The organism is Hwangdonia lutea (genome assembly GCF_032814565.1).
Lineage (GTDB): Bacteria > Bacteroidota > Bacteroidia > Flavobacteriales > Flavobacteriaceae > Hwangdonia > Hwangdonia lutea.
Window position 1 is genome coordinate 1,455,657 of the sequence record NZ_CP136521.1, and the last position, 19,953, is coordinate 1,475,609.

Annotated in this window: 19 protein-coding genes; 9 read left to right on the forward strand and 10 right to left on the reverse strand. The window is 34.1% G+C overall.

Annotated features, from left to right (window positions below; all coding sequences use genetic code 11):
* Positions 1-169 precede the first annotated feature (169 nt).
* A complete protein-coding gene (locus RNZ46_RS06285; RefSeq protein WP_316984530.1) occupies positions 170-640 on the forward strand; it encodes a very short patch repair endonuclease in 471 nt (156 codons plus the stop codon).
* 12 nt (positions 641-652) lie between these two features.
* On the opposite strand, the gene RNZ46_RS06290 is transcribed toward RNZ46_RS06285, so the two are convergent.
* Entirely contained in the window at positions 653-922 is a 270-nt protein-coding gene (locus RNZ46_RS06290) for a hypothetical protein (protein ID WP_316984531.1), read from the reverse strand.
* Between the two features lie 81 nt (positions 923-1,003).
* Between RNZ46_RS06290 and RNZ46_RS06295 the strand changes: the two genes are divergently transcribed.
* Complete coding sequence (locus tag RNZ46_RS06295; RefSeq protein WP_316984532.1) at positions 1,004-1,477, forward strand: DUF1569 domain-containing protein; 474 nt, start codon at positions 1,004-1,006, stop codon at positions 1,475-1,477.
* A 51-nt stretch (positions 1,478-1,528) separates the two neighbouring features.
* On the opposite strand, the gene rpmA is transcribed toward RNZ46_RS06295, so the two are convergent.
* The 3 genes from rpmA to RNZ46_RS06310 all read right to left on the reverse strand — a co-directional run bounded on the left by rpmA (position 1,529) and on the right by RNZ46_RS06310 (position 3,054).
* Positions 1,529-1,789, reverse strand: coding sequence for a 50S ribosomal protein L27 (gene rpmA / locus RNZ46_RS06300; protein ID WP_316984533.1), 261 nt, complete (start codon positions 1,787-1,789; stop codon positions 1,529-1,531).
* A 42-nt stretch (positions 1,790-1,831) separates the two neighbouring features.
* Positions 1,832-2,527, reverse strand: a complete 696-nt coding sequence (gene rplU, locus RNZ46_RS06305) for a 50S ribosomal protein L21 (RefSeq protein ID WP_316984534.1) — start codon at positions 2,525-2,527, stop codon at positions 1,832-1,834.
* Positions 2,528-2,601: 74 nt separating this feature from the next.
* A complete protein-coding gene (locus tag RNZ46_RS06310; RefSeq protein ID WP_316984535.1) occupies positions 2,602-3,054 on the reverse strand; it encodes a DUF4199 domain-containing protein in 453 nt (150 codons plus the stop codon).
* Positions 3,055-3,489: 435 nt separating this feature from the next.
* Here RNZ46_RS06310 and RNZ46_RS06315 point away from each other — a divergent pair, with 435 nt between their 5' ends.
* Entirely contained in the window at positions 3,490-3,984 is a 495-nt protein-coding gene (locus RNZ46_RS06315) for a heavy-metal-associated domain-containing protein (protein ID WP_316984536.1), read from the forward strand.
* 59 nt (positions 3,985-4,043) lie between these two features.
* Here RNZ46_RS06315 and gldD read toward each other — a convergent pair whose 3' ends face one another.
* From gldD to mutY, 4 genes are all read right to left on the reverse strand, one after another.
* Positions 4,044-4,628: a gliding motility lipoprotein GldD gene (gldD, locus tag RNZ46_RS06320; protein WP_316984537.1), complete on the reverse strand. Its 585-nt coding sequence runs from the start codon at positions 4,626-4,628 to the stop codon at positions 4,044-4,046.
* Positions 4,628-5,932: a gliding motility-associated protein GldE gene (locus RNZ46_RS06325; RefSeq protein WP_316984538.1), complete on the reverse strand. Its 1,305-nt coding sequence runs from the start codon at positions 5,930-5,932 to the stop codon at positions 4,628-4,630. Before RNZ46_RS06325 ends, gldD begins: the two co-directional genes overlap by 1 nt.
* Positions 5,933-5,992: 60 nt before the next feature.
* On the reverse strand, positions 5,993-6,445 hold the full coding sequence (locus RNZ46_RS06330) for a single-stranded DNA-binding protein (protein WP_316984539.1): 453 nt from the start codon (positions 6,443-6,445) through the stop codon (positions 5,993-5,995).
* A 91-nt stretch (positions 6,446-6,536) separates the two neighbouring features.
* A complete protein-coding gene (gene mutY, locus RNZ46_RS06335) occupies positions 6,537-7,577 on the reverse strand; it encodes an A/G-specific adenine glycosylase (protein ID WP_316984540.1) in 1,041 nt (346 codons plus the stop codon).
* Positions 7,578-7,716: 139 nt separating this feature from the next.
* On the opposite strand from mutY, the gene RNZ46_RS06340 reads away from it, so the two are divergent.
* The gene (locus RNZ46_RS06340; protein ID WP_109681930.1) at positions 7,717-8,007 is read left to right on the forward strand and encodes an HU family DNA-binding protein; all 291 of its coding nucleotides are present in this window, start codon (positions 7,717-7,719) and stop codon (positions 8,005-8,007) included.
* Positions 8,008-8,419: 412 nt separating this feature from the next.
* The gene (locus RNZ46_RS06345) at positions 8,420-9,967 is read left to right on the forward strand and encodes an Rne/Rng family ribonuclease (protein WP_316984541.1); all 1,548 of its coding nucleotides are present in this window, start codon (positions 8,420-8,422) and stop codon (positions 9,965-9,967) included.
* A 547-nt stretch (positions 9,968-10,514) separates the two neighbouring features.
* On the opposite strand, the gene RNZ46_RS06350 is transcribed toward RNZ46_RS06345, so the two are convergent.
* Positions 10,515-12,245, reverse strand: coding sequence for a SulP family inorganic anion transporter (locus RNZ46_RS06350; RefSeq protein ID WP_316984542.1), 1,731 nt, complete (start codon positions 12,243-12,245; stop codon positions 10,515-10,517).
* Positions 12,246-12,788: 543 nt separating this feature from the next.
* Here RNZ46_RS06350 and RNZ46_RS06355 point away from each other — a divergent pair.
* From RNZ46_RS06355 to RNZ46_RS06370, 4 genes are read left to right on the forward strand one after another with little or no spacing between them, the layout of a single operon-like run.
* Positions 12,789-13,574: a hypothetical protein gene (locus RNZ46_RS06355; RefSeq protein ID WP_316984543.1), complete on the forward strand. Its 786-nt coding sequence runs from the start codon at positions 12,789-12,791 to the stop codon at positions 13,572-13,574.
* A gap of 4 nt (positions 13,575-13,578) precedes the next feature.
* Entirely contained in the window at positions 13,579-16,404 is a 2,826-nt protein-coding gene (locus RNZ46_RS06360) for a synaptonemal complex protein 1 (RefSeq protein WP_316984544.1), read from the forward strand.
* Between the two features lie 60 nt (positions 16,405-16,464).
* The gene (locus RNZ46_RS06365; protein WP_316984545.1) at positions 16,465-17,658 is read left to right on the forward strand and encodes a beta-ketoacyl synthase N-terminal-like domain-containing protein; all 1,194 of its coding nucleotides are present in this window, start codon (positions 16,465-16,467) and stop codon (positions 17,656-17,658) included.
* Positions 17,659-17,687: 29 nt separating this feature from the next.
* Positions 17,688-18,788, forward strand: coding sequence for a serine hydrolase (locus RNZ46_RS06370; RefSeq protein ID WP_316984546.1), 1,101 nt, complete (start codon positions 17,688-17,690; stop codon positions 18,786-18,788).
* Positions 18,789-18,832: 44 nt separating this feature from the next.
* Here the strand turns inward: RNZ46_RS06370 and RNZ46_RS06375 are convergent, their stop codons facing one another.
* Positions 18,833-19,885, reverse strand: coding sequence for a sugar-transfer associated ATP-grasp domain-containing protein (locus RNZ46_RS06375; RefSeq protein ID WP_316984547.1), 1,053 nt, complete (start codon positions 19,883-19,885; stop codon positions 18,833-18,835).
* Positions 19,886-19,953: the final 68 nt, after the last annotated feature.

The window sequence follows — 19,953 nt, forward strand, 5'->3', positions numbered from 1 at the left end:
TCTGCGAAGCAGTCCCGAACTTGTTTCGGGATCTCGACATATCACGGCTTTTATTTTAAAATAAAATTACAATTTCTTAGGCTTCGCACAAAGGATGCCGTTTCAATCGCTATCGCACAATCTGTCATGGCTTGCTACACTTCCCTTTTTTCGTTATATTTATTTGCACATGGGCTATAACGAAGAAAAAATAAAAGTCCCCAGATTCAATGAGGAATCCGGTTTCTACACCACCAAAAAACGCTCTAAAATAATGAGCCGTATTGGAGGCAAAAACACCAAACCGGAACTGCAATTCAGAAAAGCGTTGTGGGCAAAAGGCGTAAGGTATCGTGTAAACTCCAAAAAAATCTTTGGCAAACCCGATGTGTCCATCAAAAAATACAAACTAGCTGTTTTTATTGATGGCGCATTTTGGCACGGGTACAATTGGCAGGAAAGAAAAGCGCAACTTAAATCCAATCGCGGTTTTTGGATTCCTAAAATAGAACGCAATATGCAACGTGATAAAGAAGTGAATTTAAAATTGAAAAATTTAGGCTATTCCGTTTTTAGGTTTTGGGACCACGACATAAAAAATGAGCTCGACAAATGCATTAATGATGTGATGGTTTATATTCATTCTGGCGAAATATTGTGAAAAGCAAAAAAATCAATCCACCACATCCTCCTCAAAATACCACCACAAACTAGAGTCTATAGATTGTTTCATTTTATTAATATCTACATCATCTTTTAAAAAAACCGTAATGTTTTCGTTGACGCGGTTTTGCCCAATGCTCTCCCTTATTTCAATCATTTCAATCTCATTAAAATGCTCTAAATGTCTTTTTATTTTAGCACCTGAGGATTCGTCACTCAAAAAAATCTTAATGGTTTGCCGGCTTGGAGAGTTTCTAATTTCTGATCTAAACGGTAGCATAATCAATAATTTTAAGTAAAATAATATGTATTAGCCTAAGTTAAGAATTTAATCAATATCTTTTAGAAATAAATTAAATCCATGCCGAATAAAAAAATTAAGGTATTATATGCTTTATTATCTGAAATAGAGCAAAATATACCTTTTAAGGATAAAACCAACCCTAAGGTTACCAACTCTGATATTGGTTGGCAGCTCGATCACAGTTTACAGGTATTTAACGCCGTTTGCGAATGGACTATAAATTCGAACCCAAAAGATTACGAACGAAAGTTTAGTTTTTGGCGTATGGTTTTATTCCCCATAGGCTATATTCCAAGAGGAAAAGTTAAAGCCCCAAAAATAGTAAGGCCGCCAAATATTATTTTAGATGAAGATTTAAAAGCCCAACTACAAACTGCAAAAACCCATATTGAAGCTTTAAAAACTTTACCAGAAAACGCCTATTTCAAACATTTTATTTTCGGTAAATTATCTAAACAGCAAACGTTACGCTTTTTGCAAATGCACACCAATCATCATTTAAAAATTGTGCGGGATATGTTGCAGGCATAAAAAAACCTTTCTGTTTCCAGAAAGGTTTTAAATATCTAAAAGAAATTATTTCTAAGCCTCAAAAGGCTCAATAGAAACGTAAGACTTGTTGTCTTTTTTCTTTGTAAATCTTACAACACCATCAACTTGAGCGTGTAAAGTATGGTCTTTTCCTTGGTATACGTTTTCACCTGGGTGATGTGTGTTACCGCGTTGTCTTATGATAATGTTTCCAGCAATAGCAGCTTGTCCTCCAAAAATCTTAACACCTAAGCGTTTCGATTCTGATTCTCTACCATTCTTAGAACTACCTACTCCTTTTTTATGAGCCATTGTCTTAAGTTTTTATATTGTTAATATTAGGTATATGAAAAACTATTTTTCAATACCGCCTTCTAATCTGTCTTGTAATTCTTTAAGCTCGTCCCATTTTCCATCTGCAGCTAATTTAGCTTGCTTTGGCCAAGTATCAGTCACAATGTGAGCTAATCTTGAACTTGCTTCTGAAAGAATATTACTTAAATCTTCTGGTTTTGCTTTTGCCACCTTAGCAAAAGTATCTAAACCTGCGTTTACTAAAGCTTCCGCCGCTTTAGGCCCTGCACCTTCGATTTTCTTTAAATCGTCAGCTTTTCCTGTTGCTTTTTTACCAGCTGGTTTTGCTTCGGCCTTTGGTGCTTTAGCTTTTGGTTCTACTTTTTTAGCTTCCTTTTTTGGAGCAGCTTTTTCAGCTTTTGCTGGTGTTGCTTTTTTAGCTCCCGAAGCAGCAATGCTTTCGATTACAATTTCTGTTAAAGATTGACGGTGTCCGTTTTTTACACGGTAACCCTTACGTCTTTTCTTTTTGAAAACGATTACTTTATCACCTTTAAGGTGCTTTAAGACTTTTGCACTAACCTGTGCTCCGTCTATAGCTGGGGCGCCTACAGTTACTTTGTCGCCATCTCCAATTAAAAGAACGTTATCGAAATCTACTTTCTTACCTTCTTCGGTTTGCAAACGGTTAACAAAAACTTTTTGGTCTTTTTCAACTTTAAATTGATGCCCTGCTATCTCTACAATTGCGTACATAGCGAATTTTTATTAATTAATTTGTTCAAAAAATGAGTGCAAATATAAGGCTAAATAATTAAACTGCAAACGTTTTATTTCTTTTGAAGAATATTTCCGCTGTTTTTAAATAATTGCATTACGGTAAGTGTTGAAATCACGGTTGTAGCAACGCCCATAATTGCCACTATAAAAGTAACCATGCCAATATCAATATTAAAAACACCATCAATGTTTTCTAGTAATTCCGATAAAAAACCAGGATTAATTTCGGTAGTATAAAACAAGAAGAATGCCGTGAAAAAAAAGGTAGCCACAAATCCTGTAATGATTCCGGTTTTAAAGCCTTCGCCATAAGAAAACGAGTCGGTATCTTTAAGTTTTTGCAATCGAACAGCTTCGTAAATACCAAAAACGGTTATTACCGCGTTAAAGAAACTAAAAACTGGATTTGTATGCTTGCCAAACAAGGCCAAAATTAAAAAATAAGCAATAAGCACCGCACTTGTAACGAGGCCAAAACGAATGGGAAGTGATAGTGTTTTCATGATTTTATATCTATATATTTTTAGATTTAAACAGGCACTATTATTTAGTGGTTTGAAGATAGATTTCTCTAAATTTCGTAAAAAAAAATGATTAATAATAATTTAATACAAACTATTTTACAATAAACAAGCTCAACGGAAGACCAAATGGCATTAAAACTTAGAAAAAGAAAAAAATGTACTGGAGTTAATTTGATTGATGCTTTTTTATCCTTCATAAATGGTTTTTAACATTGATATCAAACCTAAAAAAGAGGCTGCATTTTATAAAAACACATTTAATTTTAGCTATTTCCCGAGAATGATAAAATTCACTTTTTTGTACATTAACCGCCTTAAATTTAGTAGTTTTGTAGATACAATGGGGATTTAGTGTTTCTGAACGAAGCCCTTTAAATGCCTTTAATTTGATAATTTAATTTAAATCACACCCAAATGAAAACATTTAAGACTTTTATAGCTATTACTGTAATGACACTTTTTGCTTTTAGCTGTAAAAACGAGACTAAAGCTGAGGTTAAAACGGTTGAAATAGCATCGGAAACTACTAAAACGCTCGACCCAAATGCGACTTACGCTAAAGCGGAATTTACTATTGACGGTATGACCTGCGAGATTGGATGCGCAAAAACCATCGAGAAAAAAATTGCTAAAATGGAAGGTGTAAAATCGGCCAAAGTAGATTTTGATAGAAAATTAGCGATGGTTGAATATAACGACGAAAAAGTAACACCAACCTCTTTGGAAGAAACCGTAACTAAAGTTGCCGATATTTATAAGGTTAGCGATATGAAAACGGTTGAAGGGTTTTCAGCTAAAAAAGCATGTGCTGCAGACTGTACCAAAGCCTGTTGCGCCAACAAAACCGATGCTGAAAAAAAAGCATGCGCTGCCGATTGTAAAAAGGCATGTTGCGCTGAAAAGGCTTAGGCATAATAATATGACACACACTAGACCTGTCAGGTTTTTGAAACCTGACAGGTCTTTTTTTATTCTTTCCACTGCACAGTTTCCATAATGTGCTTGATGTCTTTTTGCAAATAATTTGCTGCCGGAAGAATGGAATCGTAATTGGGTTTGGCGTTAAAATATAACGAGCCCGTTAAAAAATGATTAACGCTATCGGTTACATAAAACTGTACTGGCGATGCTACATTTCCCTTTACTTCAGATAGCAAACCATAAACCTTTCTGTTATCATCTTCAAAAGGATATGCTGGAATTTCGTCTGCTTTTTTAGTGTGTTCCAAAGTGAATTTTTGAGCATCTCTTAAAAAGTTTATCAGGTTTTTTTCGTCCTTTTCAATAGCCTTATAAGTTAAAAAGATGGTGCCTTTTAACGCTGTATATTCCAGATTTATACCATAGCTTTTTGTTGGTGCTTTAAGCTCTTTTAAAACTGTTTTTGAAGCTAGTAAGTTTTTCTCGAAAGTAAATGGCGCTAGTAAATTGGCTTCAACATATTTCGCCTCCGGGTAGTCTAACCTTAGTTCTGCCTTTGGTTTTGGCGTTGTAGTTTCTCCACAAGACAAACAGACCATTATTAATAGCAAAACATAAAAATTCTTTTTCATTAAGTTTTGGTTAATTTTATGCGCTTTATACGTTTATTATCTAAAGCTTCTATAGTGAAAACGTAATTTTCGAAATTTATTTTACTGTTTAACTTCGGGAAACTTTTAGATATTTCCAGAACAAAACCGGCAATGGTTTCGGCTTCACCTTTATTGTCCTCAAAAGTAGTTTCATCTTCAACTTTAACCACTTTATAAAAATCCTTTAAAGCGGTTTTACCTTCAAATACATAATTATTGTCGTCTAGTTTTGAATACATTAAATCCTCATCATCAAACTCATCGCTAATATCGCCCACAATTTCTTCAATAATATCCTCTAAGGAAATCAATCCGGAAGTACCTCCGTATTCATCAACCACAACCGCCAAATGCACTTTTTTCTCTTGAAACTCTGCCATTAAATCATCAAGCTTTTTGTTTTCTGGCACAAAAAATGGTTCGCGCAATAAGGTGGGCCAATCAAATTGTTTTCGGTCGATGTATGGCAACAAATCCTTAACGTACAAAACACCTTCAATTGTATCAATATTATCTCGGTAAACCGGAATTCTGGAGTAGCCATTGGCAATGATTTCGGGCATAATTTCGGCATATTTCTGTTCGATATTCAGTGCAAAAATATCTATTCGCGGTCGCATAACTTGTTTGGTATCGGTATTGCCAAACGAAACAATGCCTTGCAATATTTTTTGCTCTTCTTTGGTGGTGTCCTCTTCACTGGTAAGTTCTAAGGCTTGTGATAATTGATCGACACTTATATTCGATTTTTGCTTGCCCAATTTTTTATGAATGGCCAACGTAACACCGCGCATAGGCATGCTAATTGGCGTAAGCAACACATCTAAAATTCGTAACGGATACGCCATAAACGACGCAAACTTTAGCTTATTTCTATTGGCGTAAATTTTAGGTAATATTTCGCCAAACAATAAAATAAGAAAGGTTACAATAATAACCTCTATGGTAAACTTTAATACCGGAGATGCAATTGCATTAAACAGATTGCCACCCAAATAAGCGAATAAAATAACAATGGCTATGTTTATAAAATTATTGGATACCAATATGGTTGCCAACAACTTTTTAGGGCGCTCTAAAAGTTTTGCAATAATTTGAATGCGTTTAGAATTGGCCGCCAAACCTTCGTCAATATCTGTTCTTGTGAGCGAAAACAATGCCACTTCGGCACCCGAAATAAGGCCGGAACAAATTAATAGCAATAACAGTAATGCAAAACCACTAACAACTGAAAAATCAACTGTTAAAACTAAGGTTATAAAACTCGCGGGGTCAGGATCCAATTACCATGGTATTAGTTAAACATAGGTTTCGGCACACACATCGAAAACCACTTTTTGATATTAAAACGGAAGGTCATCATTATCTTCCTCAACAGGTTTTACTGTTTCAGATGGTTTTGCAGCAGCATTGGTGTTTTGCGCTGCAGGTTTATTGGCTGCATTGGTATCGCTTTCTTTTTTAGTGCTTAAAAACGTAAAATCTGTACAATGGATTTCGGTCGAGTACCGGTCTGCACCTTTATCGTCTTGCCATTTTCTGGTTTTCAATCGGCCTTCAATATATACTTTATCGCCTTTGCTTAAATATTTTTCGCAAATTTCGGCACCTTTGTTACGCACCACAATATTATGCCATTCGGTGTTGGAAATACGCTCGTTGGTTTGCTTGCTGGTATAGGTTTCGTTTGTTGCCAACGGAAAGCGCCCAATACACCCGCCACCTTCAAAATAGTGCATTTTTACTTCATCGCCCAAATGCCCAATAAGCATCACTTTATTTAATGTTCCCGACATAATCTTTTTTTAATTTAATACTGCAAAATTACTCTTTTGCTTTTGATAAACTTAAAATTAATAAAAAAATCTGACTGTTTAAAATTAAGCTTCAGAAATTAAATTTTTCAATAAAATTCCCAATTATAATAGGCACGGGGAAATCGTGGATTTTATCAACCGAAATGGCCTTTCCATTTAAATGCTCAACATGTACAATCCAAAATTTTGTGTGCAAATGCTGATGCGATAATTTATGCACCACGGCGTCCTTATTATATAACACCAATTCAAAAGGTACATTTTCCAACAAGGCATGGTTTTTTACCAATGTTTTAAATTGGGTATAGCTTAAATTTTTATCGGTTTCAATTAAGGGAAATTGATACAGGTTTTGCCAAATCCCTTTACCCTCGCGTTTTTCCAACAAGGTTTTCTGGTTGTTTGATACGAATACCAAAAAATTGAAATGCTTTTTTTTCGCTTTCGCGGATTTAATTTTAACAGGCAATTCAGCTATCCTATTCTTATTAAACGCCATGCAAGCTTTATTAAAAGGGCACACAAGGCAGTTAGGATTTTTAGGTGTACACTGTACCGCACCAAACTCCATAATGGCTTGGTTAAATTCGGCCGGATCTTTTTTATCGATCAATTCTTGAGCCAAAGCCTTAAATTCTTTTATGCCTTTTGATGAATTTGTAGGTGTATCGATTCCAAAATATCGCGATAACACCCTATACACATTACCATCAACCACGGCCGTGGCCTCGTTAAAGCAAATAGAAGCAATCGCACTAGCGGTATAATCGCCAACACCTTTTAATTTTAGCAATGCTTTATAATTGTTGGGAAACTTTCCGTTTAGCGCACTCACAATATATTTGGAAGTGGCATGCAAATTCCTGGCACGGGAATAATACCCGAGCCCTTGCCATAATTTAAGCACCTCGCTTTCATCGGCTTTGGCCAAGTCAAAAACCGTTGGATATTTGGCAACAAAAGCTTCGTAATAGGGCAAACCCTGTTTAACTTGGGTTTGTTGTAAAATAATTTCGGACAACCAAATAAAGTAAGGCTCTTGGGTTTGTCTCCAAGGAAGCGCCCTTTTATTGATTGAGTACCAGTGCTTTAGTGTTTTTGAAAAAATCATTGATTTGTTAAATAAAGCAAACAAAAATAAACGTTTATAATCTTAAATTTTAATGAATTAGGTTTGAAATATTGAATATTTAATTCCTATATTTGCATCCCTTAAAAACTATAATAGTAACTTAAAATAATATATTAAAATGACGAAGGCTGATTTAGTAGCAAAGATTTCTGAGAAATTAGGAATTGAAAAAGGTGATGTTCAAGCAACTGTTGAAACATTTATGGAAGAAGTAAAAACCTCTTTGGAAAGTGGTGACAATGTTTATTTAAGAGGTTTTGGAAGCTTTATTGTAAAAACAAGAGCTGAAAAGACTGGAAGAAATATCTCTAAAAATACAACCATTAAAATACCGGCTCATAACATTCCTGCATTTAAGCCTGCAAAAGTTTTTGTAGAAGGCGTTAAAACAAATGTAGAAGTGAAGTAAAAGAGCTTCAAACGAATTATTAATTTAAAAAGACACTATTTATGCCAAGTGGTAAAAAACGCAAAAGACATAAGGTAGCGACGCACAAACGTAAAAAACGTAGACGCGCTAACCGTCACAAAAAGAAAAAATAAACCAAAAAAGTAGTTAGATCAGCTACTTTTTTCGGTTTTAAAAACAACAAGTTCTTTGAAATGAGTTCATTAAAAATTTTTAGCGTCTTTTTTAGATGTTTTTTGAACTCCACGGATTTAAAAATCCTGTGAAATACCTTAGTAAAAAGTTAATCTTAAATCACCTAGATTAATTTAAGGTATTCAATCTGTAAATTAAAAACCATATTAATTTTCAGATTAAAAATAATGTATAATCCATCTGTCGCTTATTAAAGTGATGGATTAAAATTAACTAAATGGATAAAGAATTGATCATTAGATCTAGTTCTAACGACGTTGATTTTGCCTTATTAAAAGATGGAAAACTTATTGAATTACAGAAAGATGAAGATAGTAACGACTTCTCGGTTGGCGATGTGTTTATAGCCAAAATACGAAAAGCCGTTCCTGGACTAAATGCCGCATTTGTTAATGTGGGCTACGAGAAAGATGCATTTTTGCACTATCACGATTTAGGGCCAAAACTACCTTCGCTTTTAAAATTCACAAAACGTGTAAGCACAGGTAAACTAAAAGATTTTTCTTTAAAAAACTTCCCATTTGAAAAAGATATTGATAAAGACGGCAAAATTGCCGATGTCTTAAAATCAAATCAATCGCTATTAGTACAAATCGTAAAAGAACCCATATCCACCAAAGGACCCAGAATTAGTTCTGAGCTTTCTATTGCTGGTCGATATATTGTTTTAGTCCCTTTTTCCAGTCGCATCTCTATTTCTCAAAAAATAGAGGACAAAGCAGAAAAAGACCGATTAAAACGATTGGTTAAAAGTATCACACCGCAAGGTTTTGGTATTATTGTTCGTACGGTAGCACAAGGCAAAAAAGTAGCTGAACTAGATAAAGATTTGCAAAATTTGCTCCAGCGATGGAACGCAATGTGCAAAAAGCTACACAGAGCACATCACCCAAGTAAAGTTTTGGGAGAAATGAATAAAGCCTCGTCTATTTTAAGAGACATATTCAACGACACCTTTACAAGCATTCTTGTAGATGATGAAGAGCTCTACTATCAAATTAAAGATTACGTGCAGGAAATTGCACCAAAAAAAGAATCAATAGTTAAATTGTATCAGTCTAAAATTCCAATTTTCGAGAAACTCGGGATTGAAAGACAAATAAAAACCTCCTTTGGCAAAACCGTATCTATGGCAAAAGGGGCCTATTTGGTAATAGAACATACCGAAGCCCTTCATGTTATAGACGTAAACAGCGGAAACCGCTCCAACAAGGCCAATAGTCAAGAGGACACCGCACTTGAAGTTAATTTAATCGCCGCTACCGAAATAGCGCGCCAATTGCGTTTACGCGATATGGGCGGCATTATAGTAGTCGATTTTATCGATTTAACAAAAGCGGAAAACAGGCAGAAGCTCTTTAATCACCTTCGCGACGAAATGAAGGACGATAGAGCAAAACACAAAATACTGCCACCAAGTAAATTTGGATTGATACAAATAACAAGACAACGTGTACGACCAGAAATGAACATTAAAACCCGCGAGGAAAATCCGGACGAGATTATTAATGGCTCTGAGGTTGAAGCCCCCATAGGATTGGTGCAAAAAATAAATAACGATCTTGAAAAACTATTAAAAAAAGACTATAAAAAGCTGACTTTAAACACACATCCTTTTATAGCGGCCTTCTTAACAAAAGGTTTTCCATCAGTGCGCTCAAAATGGTTTTTTGAGCACAAAAAATGGGTTAAGATTTTACCAAGAGATGCTTACACATACTTAGAATACCACTTTTTCGATAAAGACGGTAATCAAATTAAATAACCTAAAAACGCCTTGCTATTTATTTAGTAAGGCGTTTTTGTTTTACATAAACCCGTTATGCATTTTGAATGAAAATAATTTCAAATGTCAGTTCGAGTGATTTTGAGGAACGAAAAATTGTATCGAGAACCCATTTATGGTTCAAAAATTCTTATTCTCGATACAAATTTTACTCATTTCAATCGTAAAATTCACTCGAATTGACAGAATTTTGCCAAAATGCACAACGGGTTAATAACTTTTGTGACTTCGATTATTTCTATCGAAATTGCACTTCGACAAGCTCAGCAGAACTATCCAGAAGTTTTGGGCGTTACCCAATCCCGATAGTTATCGGGAGGGTCGGGCTATCCGTTACAAGTCCGCGGTCGCCCCGATAACTATCGAGACTCCCTGTGGGCTTTCCACTGCTATCCCTAACGCGGGTTTAGCACTTCATTTTAAGTTTATTAGCAAGAATTAACTTTTCAATTACTCTTGCAAAAACTAAGCGGAGCTTAGCTAAAGCGTAGTATGCTAAAATATTAGCGTTTCCCAAACAACAATCCTACTTACCCCTATTTGTTCTTGGTGGATTTGTCTGGAAGGTAATTTGAGGGTCGAGCAACCTTTTTTCCCCTTTAATGCTCCTCAAGGCTTCCGATACGCTCGGGAAGAAATTCTCTTCTCCTATTATATTAAACATATCCGATTTTTTAAACTGGTCGCGTACAGGCCCTTTTAGGCAAGCAATGAGCATTCGTATATTGTTATCCTTATATTTTTCCGCAATGCCTTTTAACGCCTCTAAAGAAGTGGTATCGATAGAATCAATTGAGGCCGCATCAATAATAACAACTTTGAGGTTCTTTTTTTGGGCTTCATAAATTTTCAACCGCTTGATAAAGTGCGAAACATTCACGAAAGTCAAGGCGGCATCAAAGCGGAAAATCAATATCTCGTCGTCTACATCAATCTCCAAATAACGATCTACGTTTCTAAAGGTATCTAAAGAACCCTTTACCAAACCAACTTCAGCCGTATGCGGGAAAGAAATCGCATAAACCAATGACATTATAGACAATACAACCCCTGCGGTTATGCCCTCTTGAACGCCTATAAGGAAAGTTACCAAAGCGGTAACGGCAAACATCAAGAAATCACGTCTATCTATCATCCACAATGCTTTATAGTATTTAAAATCCATCAATCCAATAATGGCGACTATAATAATTGCTGCAAGTGCTGCTTTGGGCAAAAAATAAAAAAACGGCGTTAAAAATAAAAGTGTTATTACAACCAAACTTACCGTAATTAAGGTGGACACGTTCGTTTTTGTGCCTACTTGTTTGTTTACCGCCGAACGTGAAAAACTTGATGAGGTGGGATATGCCAAAAAGAACGACCCTATAAATTTAGATAACCCGAGCGCGATCAATTCTTGATTTGGGCTCAATTTACCTTGGTCTTTTTTGTCCTCCAACGATACGCCAATGGCATAAACTTCAATAAAAGATATTAAAGCAATGGTAGCACTTGCCGGAAGAAGTAATTGCACCAGCTCCCAATCAAAATAAGGAACAGCAAAGTTGGGTAAACCTTCAGGGATTGTTCCTAAAATAGAAACTCCGTAATGATCTGTTTTAAAGAAATATATAATCAATAAAGTAACCAACATGACTATTAATTGATTTGGGATTTTTTTGCTAAAACGCTTCATGTAAAACAGATAAGCAATGGAGAGCACAGAAATTAAAACCGTATAAAAATTAAAAGATGAAACATTGGAGGCTAACGCTACCAAAGTCTCAAGGGAACCGTGGGCATCAATTTGTATGCCTGTCGCACTTTTTATTTGGCTCAAGAAAATGGTCAATGCTGCACCAAAAATAAACCCTTTAAGAACAGGTTTAGAAATGAAATTCACAATCTTGCCCAATTGGAAAACCCCCATTAAAAACTGTATTAAACCGGACAATAACGCAATTACAATAATACCGTTTAGGAATTCATCAGGATCGGTAATCCCCGCATGGTTTAGGCCTGAGAAGGCCAGTAACGAGGTTAAAGCAGCAGGACCGATTGCGGCATAAATCGATGTGCCCATTAACATGTACACAATTAAAGGCACGATAGAAGCATATAAACCATAAACTGGCGGTATTTCCGCCAAATATGCATAAGCCATCCCTTGTGGAATCAACATCACACCAACCGTTAACCCGCCAATTAAGTCCTGTATAAAAGTCTTCCCGTTATAAGCTTTGAGTTGCTGAAAGAAGGGCAATCTAAACCGCATATAAAAATTGTTGTCTTATGTTTGAAGTTAATATCATTTAAGTACCTACAAAGATAAGAAGTAATATTAAAAATGGTGTTTGGCTTTATTTCATAAAAGTCCATTGTAACCCGAAAACAGGCAGCAACGCCCCGTTACCGTTACCGTCAAGCTCCGCTTAGTGGCGACAAGAGCAAGCAAAAAACACAACCTAAACACCCAGTAGCATCAATCTTTAAAACCGCATGGTCGTCTTGAAAATTTCTTATGGATTAGTTTCAATAGCTTCAATGCGTTTCTTTGCTGTAAAACTTTTAAAATCCCGTAGCAATCCATCGGGGTTTGGCATGAGATGTAATTAAGTAACTAGTTTAAATTCTAAAAACAGATTTATAAAACATGTAATTATAATTGCAATTTATTGAGAATTGTTTTAAAATTTAACAATACAACAGGGTTTTTATTAGTTTTTTTGTAAATTTACAGCATCTTCCTGACTTTATTAATGGTATTTAATGTTCTAATATTAGTATTAGAATACAATAACATTAACCAACCAATATTATGAATAATCGTAACTTTTTAAAAGTTTTATGGGTTTCAATTGCCTTAATTTATCTCAATTCTTGTCAAAAAGATAATTATCCAAATCCAGAAAAAACTACCAAAAACTATTCTTTTACTATTCCTAGCAAACTAAACTTTAGTTTTAAACAACAAGCTGGAAACGGCAAATCCATTCTTCCGTATTCCAATAATCTAACCCTAACAAACATAAGCAACAAAACCATATTTGGTGAATATGTTATATACGCTTTTAAAGATGATAATAAAATTTATAACAACCTCTCTTTTATAAAAAGTGCTCATATAGAAGGTCTAAAAGCCAATGAAAGCATAGACTCAGTTCAGTTACTGCCAACGGATATTCTTTTTTCAGATAATAATTTAATAGCTTCGATTATAAATTTTAAAGACAGCCTTAATGATCATAAATTTAATGGCATATATACCGGAGAATTAAATATTCTTAAACCAATTGAAAACAAAAAACCATCTTTTATCAGAAGTATTACTTGTAATGGCTTTATAGATTTTCAAGGTAAATTTAACTTTTACACACAAGACTCAGAAGAAAGCAATATTGTAAGTTTTACAGGAAATTTTAATACCGACGATTTGATTACGGGCCACATTAAAAAAGAAGATAACACCATACTTTCTCAATTAACCAACATAGATTCTTTAACAAATACCCAGCTTTCCGAAAACAAATTAACAGGTCATTTTAAGTTCAATGAAAATAGCGAAGAACGCATTCTTAAAATAACATTAACCCGCCAAAACTAATATTATGAAATTAAAACTAACCACACTATTATTTCTAGTCGGACTTATTTTGAGCGCCCAAAAACAACTACAGCCTTATAATTTTTCGATTACTGAAGATGGAAAAACAGAATCTATATTAATTTATGCTTCTGCGGAAGCTGTAAACAGTATAACGTTTACCTTAAAAAACACAGAAAATGAAACTTTGAAGAGGGAAAAAGAAAATGAAGAAGGCGTTGAAGATATTACATTTAAAGTTTTTCCTTTTACCGAAGTGATTTTTAGAAAAAAATTAATAGAAAATATATCTAAAATAATTGAAAAGGATACCTCTAAACCAGAATTTAGCAGATTAAAAGCAAAGATAAAACCTTTAGATAAAAAGGGAGAATCTGAAAACAACTTAAAAAACAAGGAGGAAATAAAAAAGGATTCAATCACAGAGGGACTCGAAAAAGAAAATAAAAAACTTAAGGAAGAAAATGAAACGTTTAAAACTCGAAAAGAAGCCGTTTACATTATCAGGAATATTTACCAATTTTTTAATGCTTTGGTTATAACGGCCTTTCAATATGACAATGAGCCTGTTGCAGGGGTTTTAAATTATAATTTAGATAGTTTGATAGTAATTAAAAAGACTATACAAGGATTAGATACAGATTTTTATTTCAAAAAACAAGCGAAGTTTATCCGAAATCATATTCTTAATGAAGAGAAAAAAGAAAAATCTGATGAGCTTATTCAACAAATAAAAGAATTTTATAAAAATAAAGACATAATTAATCAAAGACTCAATAACACCAACAATTTAAAACGTTATGTTCTTCTTGAGGACAATTATGTTATTGAAATTGAAAATTATATTAAAAAGGAAACTGATGGCTTTTTGAAATTTCTAAGAACATATGATAATGCCAGGGTTTTAAAAGAACTTTATGAATTCAATCAAAATTCACGAAAAGGTTTATGGAGCAGGGCAAAGTCTGAGTTCAAAAAACATGCTACACATAAGTTAAAAGAGTATTACAATATATATGAACTATCTAGGATGAAAGATGGTGTTATTTCTAAATATTATGAACTAAAAAAAGAGGTAAAATCACTTAAAAGACAAGATTCTTTAAATCAGGTTAATCTGAATGCTAATTTAAATTTAATATCTTTTAAAAATGACTCCATTACTTCGTTAAAAAGCTTGAAGGACACTTTGAATTATGGGTTAGAAAAAATAAAACGAGAATTAATTAACCAACAAATTCAAATAGACAATCTCCATAAAAAAGAAATGGAATACTACCAGAATTGGTCAAGTATAGCTGAAAAAACAACTCATGCTGACTCGATAGAGAAAGCAAGAAAACAATATGATTCTATAAAAGAACTCAACAGACAAAAGATATTCGAATACAACAGGTTATTTGAAAGAAAAACAAAAAGTAGGAGAAAAGAGTTAAGCGATGTGAATTCTGCTATCGGAAGAATTAGTACAGATATTGATGATTTAAAAAATGATAACAACTCACTATTAGATAAGACTAATGTTCATAAAAGTCAAATTTTAAAAAAAGCAATTGAAGAATATAATCTGATAATTAAAAATCAGGAAATTATAAAGCATTTTCCCTTATGGGTAATAAAGGCAAAAGAGATAGAACTGGATTTTAACGATGGGTTTTTAGAGCATATGAAAGTTGTAGGTGAAATTTTAAAACCTCACTATAAAGAAACAGTAGATAAGGACTTAAAACAATTTTTTAAAGAGGGCTTAGTAAAAGAAATTTTAAATGATATTTTTGGTAAACAATTAGTGTTTCAAAATGATTTTCCTTTTGGCTTTAGTTCTAAAAGTGATTTTGCTGACCTACATAATTACTCTTTGTACCAGTCTGAGGGTCAAGAAAAAATATTTTCTTTACCAGTTACAAACGTAATCTCATACATTCAGCGTCATCAAAACGACCGTTTAGATTTTAGCCCAAAAGATCAAGTGGTTAGGTTGCCATTAGATGACCCCAATATGAAAGGCGAAATTGAGTTAAAAAAAGAAACTTCTTCAAAAATTTTAAGTGTAAATATTTTTACTGATTTTAACGGGTTTCAAGAAAATACAGAAAACGGCTTACTTCAAATGGAAGTAGATAAGAAAATCCCCATTTGGACTAAAAGAATGAATTTACGTTTAGGTAGAAGTTCAAATTTCGGGTTTGTCAATTATGCAAATTTCAATCTGTCTTGGCAAAAAATAGGTGAAGAGGATAAAGAATTGGTGTTAGCAAAATCAAATCGGTTTGAAAATAACCAACAGGTTACAGATTTTTATACGACTTATCTTGATTTAGTCAAACATGAAAATATTTCGGTTGGAGTTGATTTAAATATTGCTTCTTTTGATTTTCCATTGGCAAAAACACGTTTAGAATTAAATACAGGAGCGCATTATGGTAGAATTAAAGTAGTAGATAAAAAAATTGAGCCTTTGCCTGATGGTGCAACTTCCACCACAAGAGATTTTGAAGAAACCATTAACATGATAAGACTATATCCAGATATTATGTTATGGATAAGACCAGAAGAGCGTTTTGGGGGCTATTTAAGATACAGACCTTTTAGAACGATTGTTCCTAATAATGAGAAATTCTTCTCAGTAAGTTCAGGAAAAGATTTTGAAGAAAATCAAATATTATCTAAAAATTGGTTAAACAGATTTGAGTTATCAGCTTTTTTTACACCATCTAGTGATAGTGATAATAAATTTTTCTTTAGGTATCGTTATACCAATAATTCAACATGGGAAACCAATGGTTATAGTGAAGTTCAAGTAGGCTATCTTGCTTATTTGAAATTTTAATTTCAATATATGGTGTGAATTTAGAGATAATATAGCGTACTTTTGCAAAAACTTAAAGCCTTGCAAAAACCAGTTTCTATTACCGCCATGGCATCCATTTCCCCATTGGGAAATTGCTTGGGTGACATTTGGAAAAATTATCAAAACAATCAGCATTTCATTACCGAGAAAAAGCTGAATAACGAATCTGTTTTAGTGGCCCAAATTCCAAAGGAAGCCAAACAACATATTGAGACTTTACGGCTTTCAGACAACAAATATAAATCGCTCGACAATACCGTTTTATACGCCATACACGCCTCAAGACAAGCCGTAAAAAATGCCCATTGGAAAGCTTCAGACAACTTTGGTATTAACATCGGTTCGTCTCGCGGCGCAACCCAGCTTTTTGAAGACTACCACAAAGATTTCCTAAAAAACAACAAAGCACAAACCTTAAGCTCGCCAACCACGACATTGGGAAACATTTCATCTTGGGTGGCACACGATTTGCAAACCAATGGCCCAGAACTAAGTCATTCCATTACCTGCTCCACAGCTTTACACGCTATGTTAAATGGTGTGGCTTGGATAAATTCCGGCATGTGCAACAAGTTTTTGGTTGGTGGCAGCGAAGCCCCATTAACACCGTTTACCATAGCGCAAATGCAGGCCTTAAAGATTTACTCGAAAGCCAAATTAGAAAAAGAATGTCACCCTGAGAGCAGTGGAAGTGCTAACTTATATCCTTGTCAAGCCTTAAATCTTTCAAAAAAGCAAAACACCATGGTTTTAGGCGAAGGCGCATCTATGGTTTGTTTAGAAGCTGGTAAAACAGAAAACGCTTTGGCTTACATTACGGGCATAGGTTACGCTACCGAGATTTTAGAGCACAACATTTCCATTTCTACCGATGCCAAATGCTTTCAGAAATCTATGAAAATGGCCTTGGGAGATTTAAACCCAAACGATATCGACATTATCGTCATGCACGCTCCGGGCACTGTAAAAGGCGATCTTTCAGAACATAAAGCCATTGAAACTATTTTTAAAAACAAGCTTCCGACAGTAACTAGCAACAAATGGAAAATAGGACACACCTTTGGGGCATCGGGTGCTTTAAGTATCGAGCTCGCTGTTTTAATGCTGCAGCATCAAAAGTTTATTGGTATTCCTTATTTAAAAAATCAAAAAACGCCTGAAAAAATTAGACATATTTTAGTGAATGCCGTTGGTTTTGGCGGCAATGCAGTTTCAATCCTTTTAACAAAATAATGTTATATTTATTGAAACAATTGGCTACCATGAGATGTTTTTTTTTAATCGCTATAATCTTATTTTCAGGTTGTAAAAACGATAGTGCAGACCCTATTGAAACGGTTTTGGCTTCCAATAACCCAAAAATTAAAACCGTTGCGGATGCTATCGAGAATCACGAAGTTCAAATTTTATTTACCGAAATTATAAGGGAAAAGGACTCCGTTTATTTTAAAGATTATAGCTTTCAAGTTGATGACAACTCCTATTTTTATCCAGCGAGTACCGTAAAATTACCCATTGCCATATTGGCTTTGGAAAAAGTTAAAGACAATCCGCTTATCGATAGAAACACCCTTTTTAATGTTGAGGGCGACAGCACGAAAACAACAATATCCAATGCCATTAAAAAAATATTTGCGGTAAGCGATAATGCCGCTTACAACAGGTTGTTTGAGTATTTAGGGAAAGATTACATCAATAATAAACTTATCGACAAAGGCATAAACTGTAGAATTTCCCATAGATTATCGGTGGATAATTCTACCGACTTAAAAACCAAACCGCTCATATTTTACGCTCAAAATCAGGTTGTTTTTAAAACCGATGCTGTTATCAACCAACCCATAAAACCTTTAAAATTAAATGAAATCACTAAAGGTAAAGGCTATATGGTTAATGATAGTTTAGTTAATCAACCTATGGATTTTTCATTAAAAAACTATTTACCGGTAACGGCCTTACACCAAATTATGAAACGGCTCATGTTTCCTGAATTATATCCACACAACCAACAATTTCATTTAACACCAATCGACAGGTCGTTTTTAATTAACACCATGAAAATCTTGCCTCACGAAGCGGGTTACACTACCGACGATTATTACGAGAGCTATGTCAAGTTTTTGGTGTTTGGCGATTCCAAAAAACCATTGCCCAAACACATAAAAATATACAATAAAGTAGGTAATGCTTATGGTTACCTAACCGATTGCGCGTATATTATAAATGAAAAAACAAAACAAGAATTCCTAATAACCGCCACCATTCACGTTAATAAAAATCAGATTTTTAACGATAATAATTACGAATACGATACGGTTGGTTTTCCGTTTTTAGCAGCGTTGGGCAGGCAGTTAATCGAGTAAGGCACTCAGGCTAAAATAGGATTTGTTAAATACTGCTTTAAACATTATTTCATACTTTTCAGCGCTTCAACCAATCCCTTAATATGAGGGTTTTTTAATATTCCGCCAGAGGCAATATCACTTAATGGCAAATGTGGCCCTGAATTAGCTTCAATTATGGTTGGTCCATCTTCTGAAATGGCTATATCCCACCCTATAAATCTATCTGGAATAATTTTAACCGCTTTAACAACCTCGTTGCAAGCCTCCTTAAAAAAGGGAATTTTAAATCCATCAAAAACAAAACCGCTGTCGGGGTGTTTTTCTATTTCTGCAGCACCGAACTCTGGTAAATAATGTCCCGTGTTTTTTAGGGTGCCGTTATCCATATTTATACCTACAATAAAACCGCCAGAAGATGCATTGTCTACAACGCTATGTCCTACTCCAAACCTTATAAAAGCACCAATTAGCTCAACCGTTTTGCTAGGCGTTACAAATGAAATTAACCTTAAAGTGCATACCGAATTTCGGTGTATTTTGTTGATGGATTCGTGCTGTTTAATAACTTCAGTATGTACAAAATGACCGTTTATTATCGTTTCATATTTTTCTGAAATTTGGTTTTTAAAATTTTGCTTCGTTAACTTAAAACACCCTTTACCACCGTATTCCGAAAGTGGTCTAAAAAAAAGATTTTCGATATTGGATTCAATAAAAACGTTTTCAAAAAAACGAATTAACTCTAATGGAGAGGCGATTTGTTTTACTTCGTTATTATAAAAAAAACTGGACTTAAAATTATAACACACTAACTTAGGCGTATTAATTTTGGTTTGTTTAAGCAGTAAACAAAAATATAACTTATCCTCAATTATGGTATTGTATTCTGGTTTGTGCAACTCTTTTTTACTTCCTATGGCAACCAATTCTTTAGTGCTTAAATAATCTTGATAATTTTTAACTTTTTTACGGTATATATATTTAAAATAGTAAAATGGAATTTCCTTTTTAGTAATTGTAAGAATCAATATTTCCTTAATTATCTGTAGAAAGGGCTTTTTATTAGGGTCTTTTATAAAAGGTTTAATTCTACCAATATTTTTAAAACTCCTCATGTATTTAGCTTTAATCAAATATATGATTTATTCGTTTAAAAGCAACTAATAGGCTAATTATCAATATC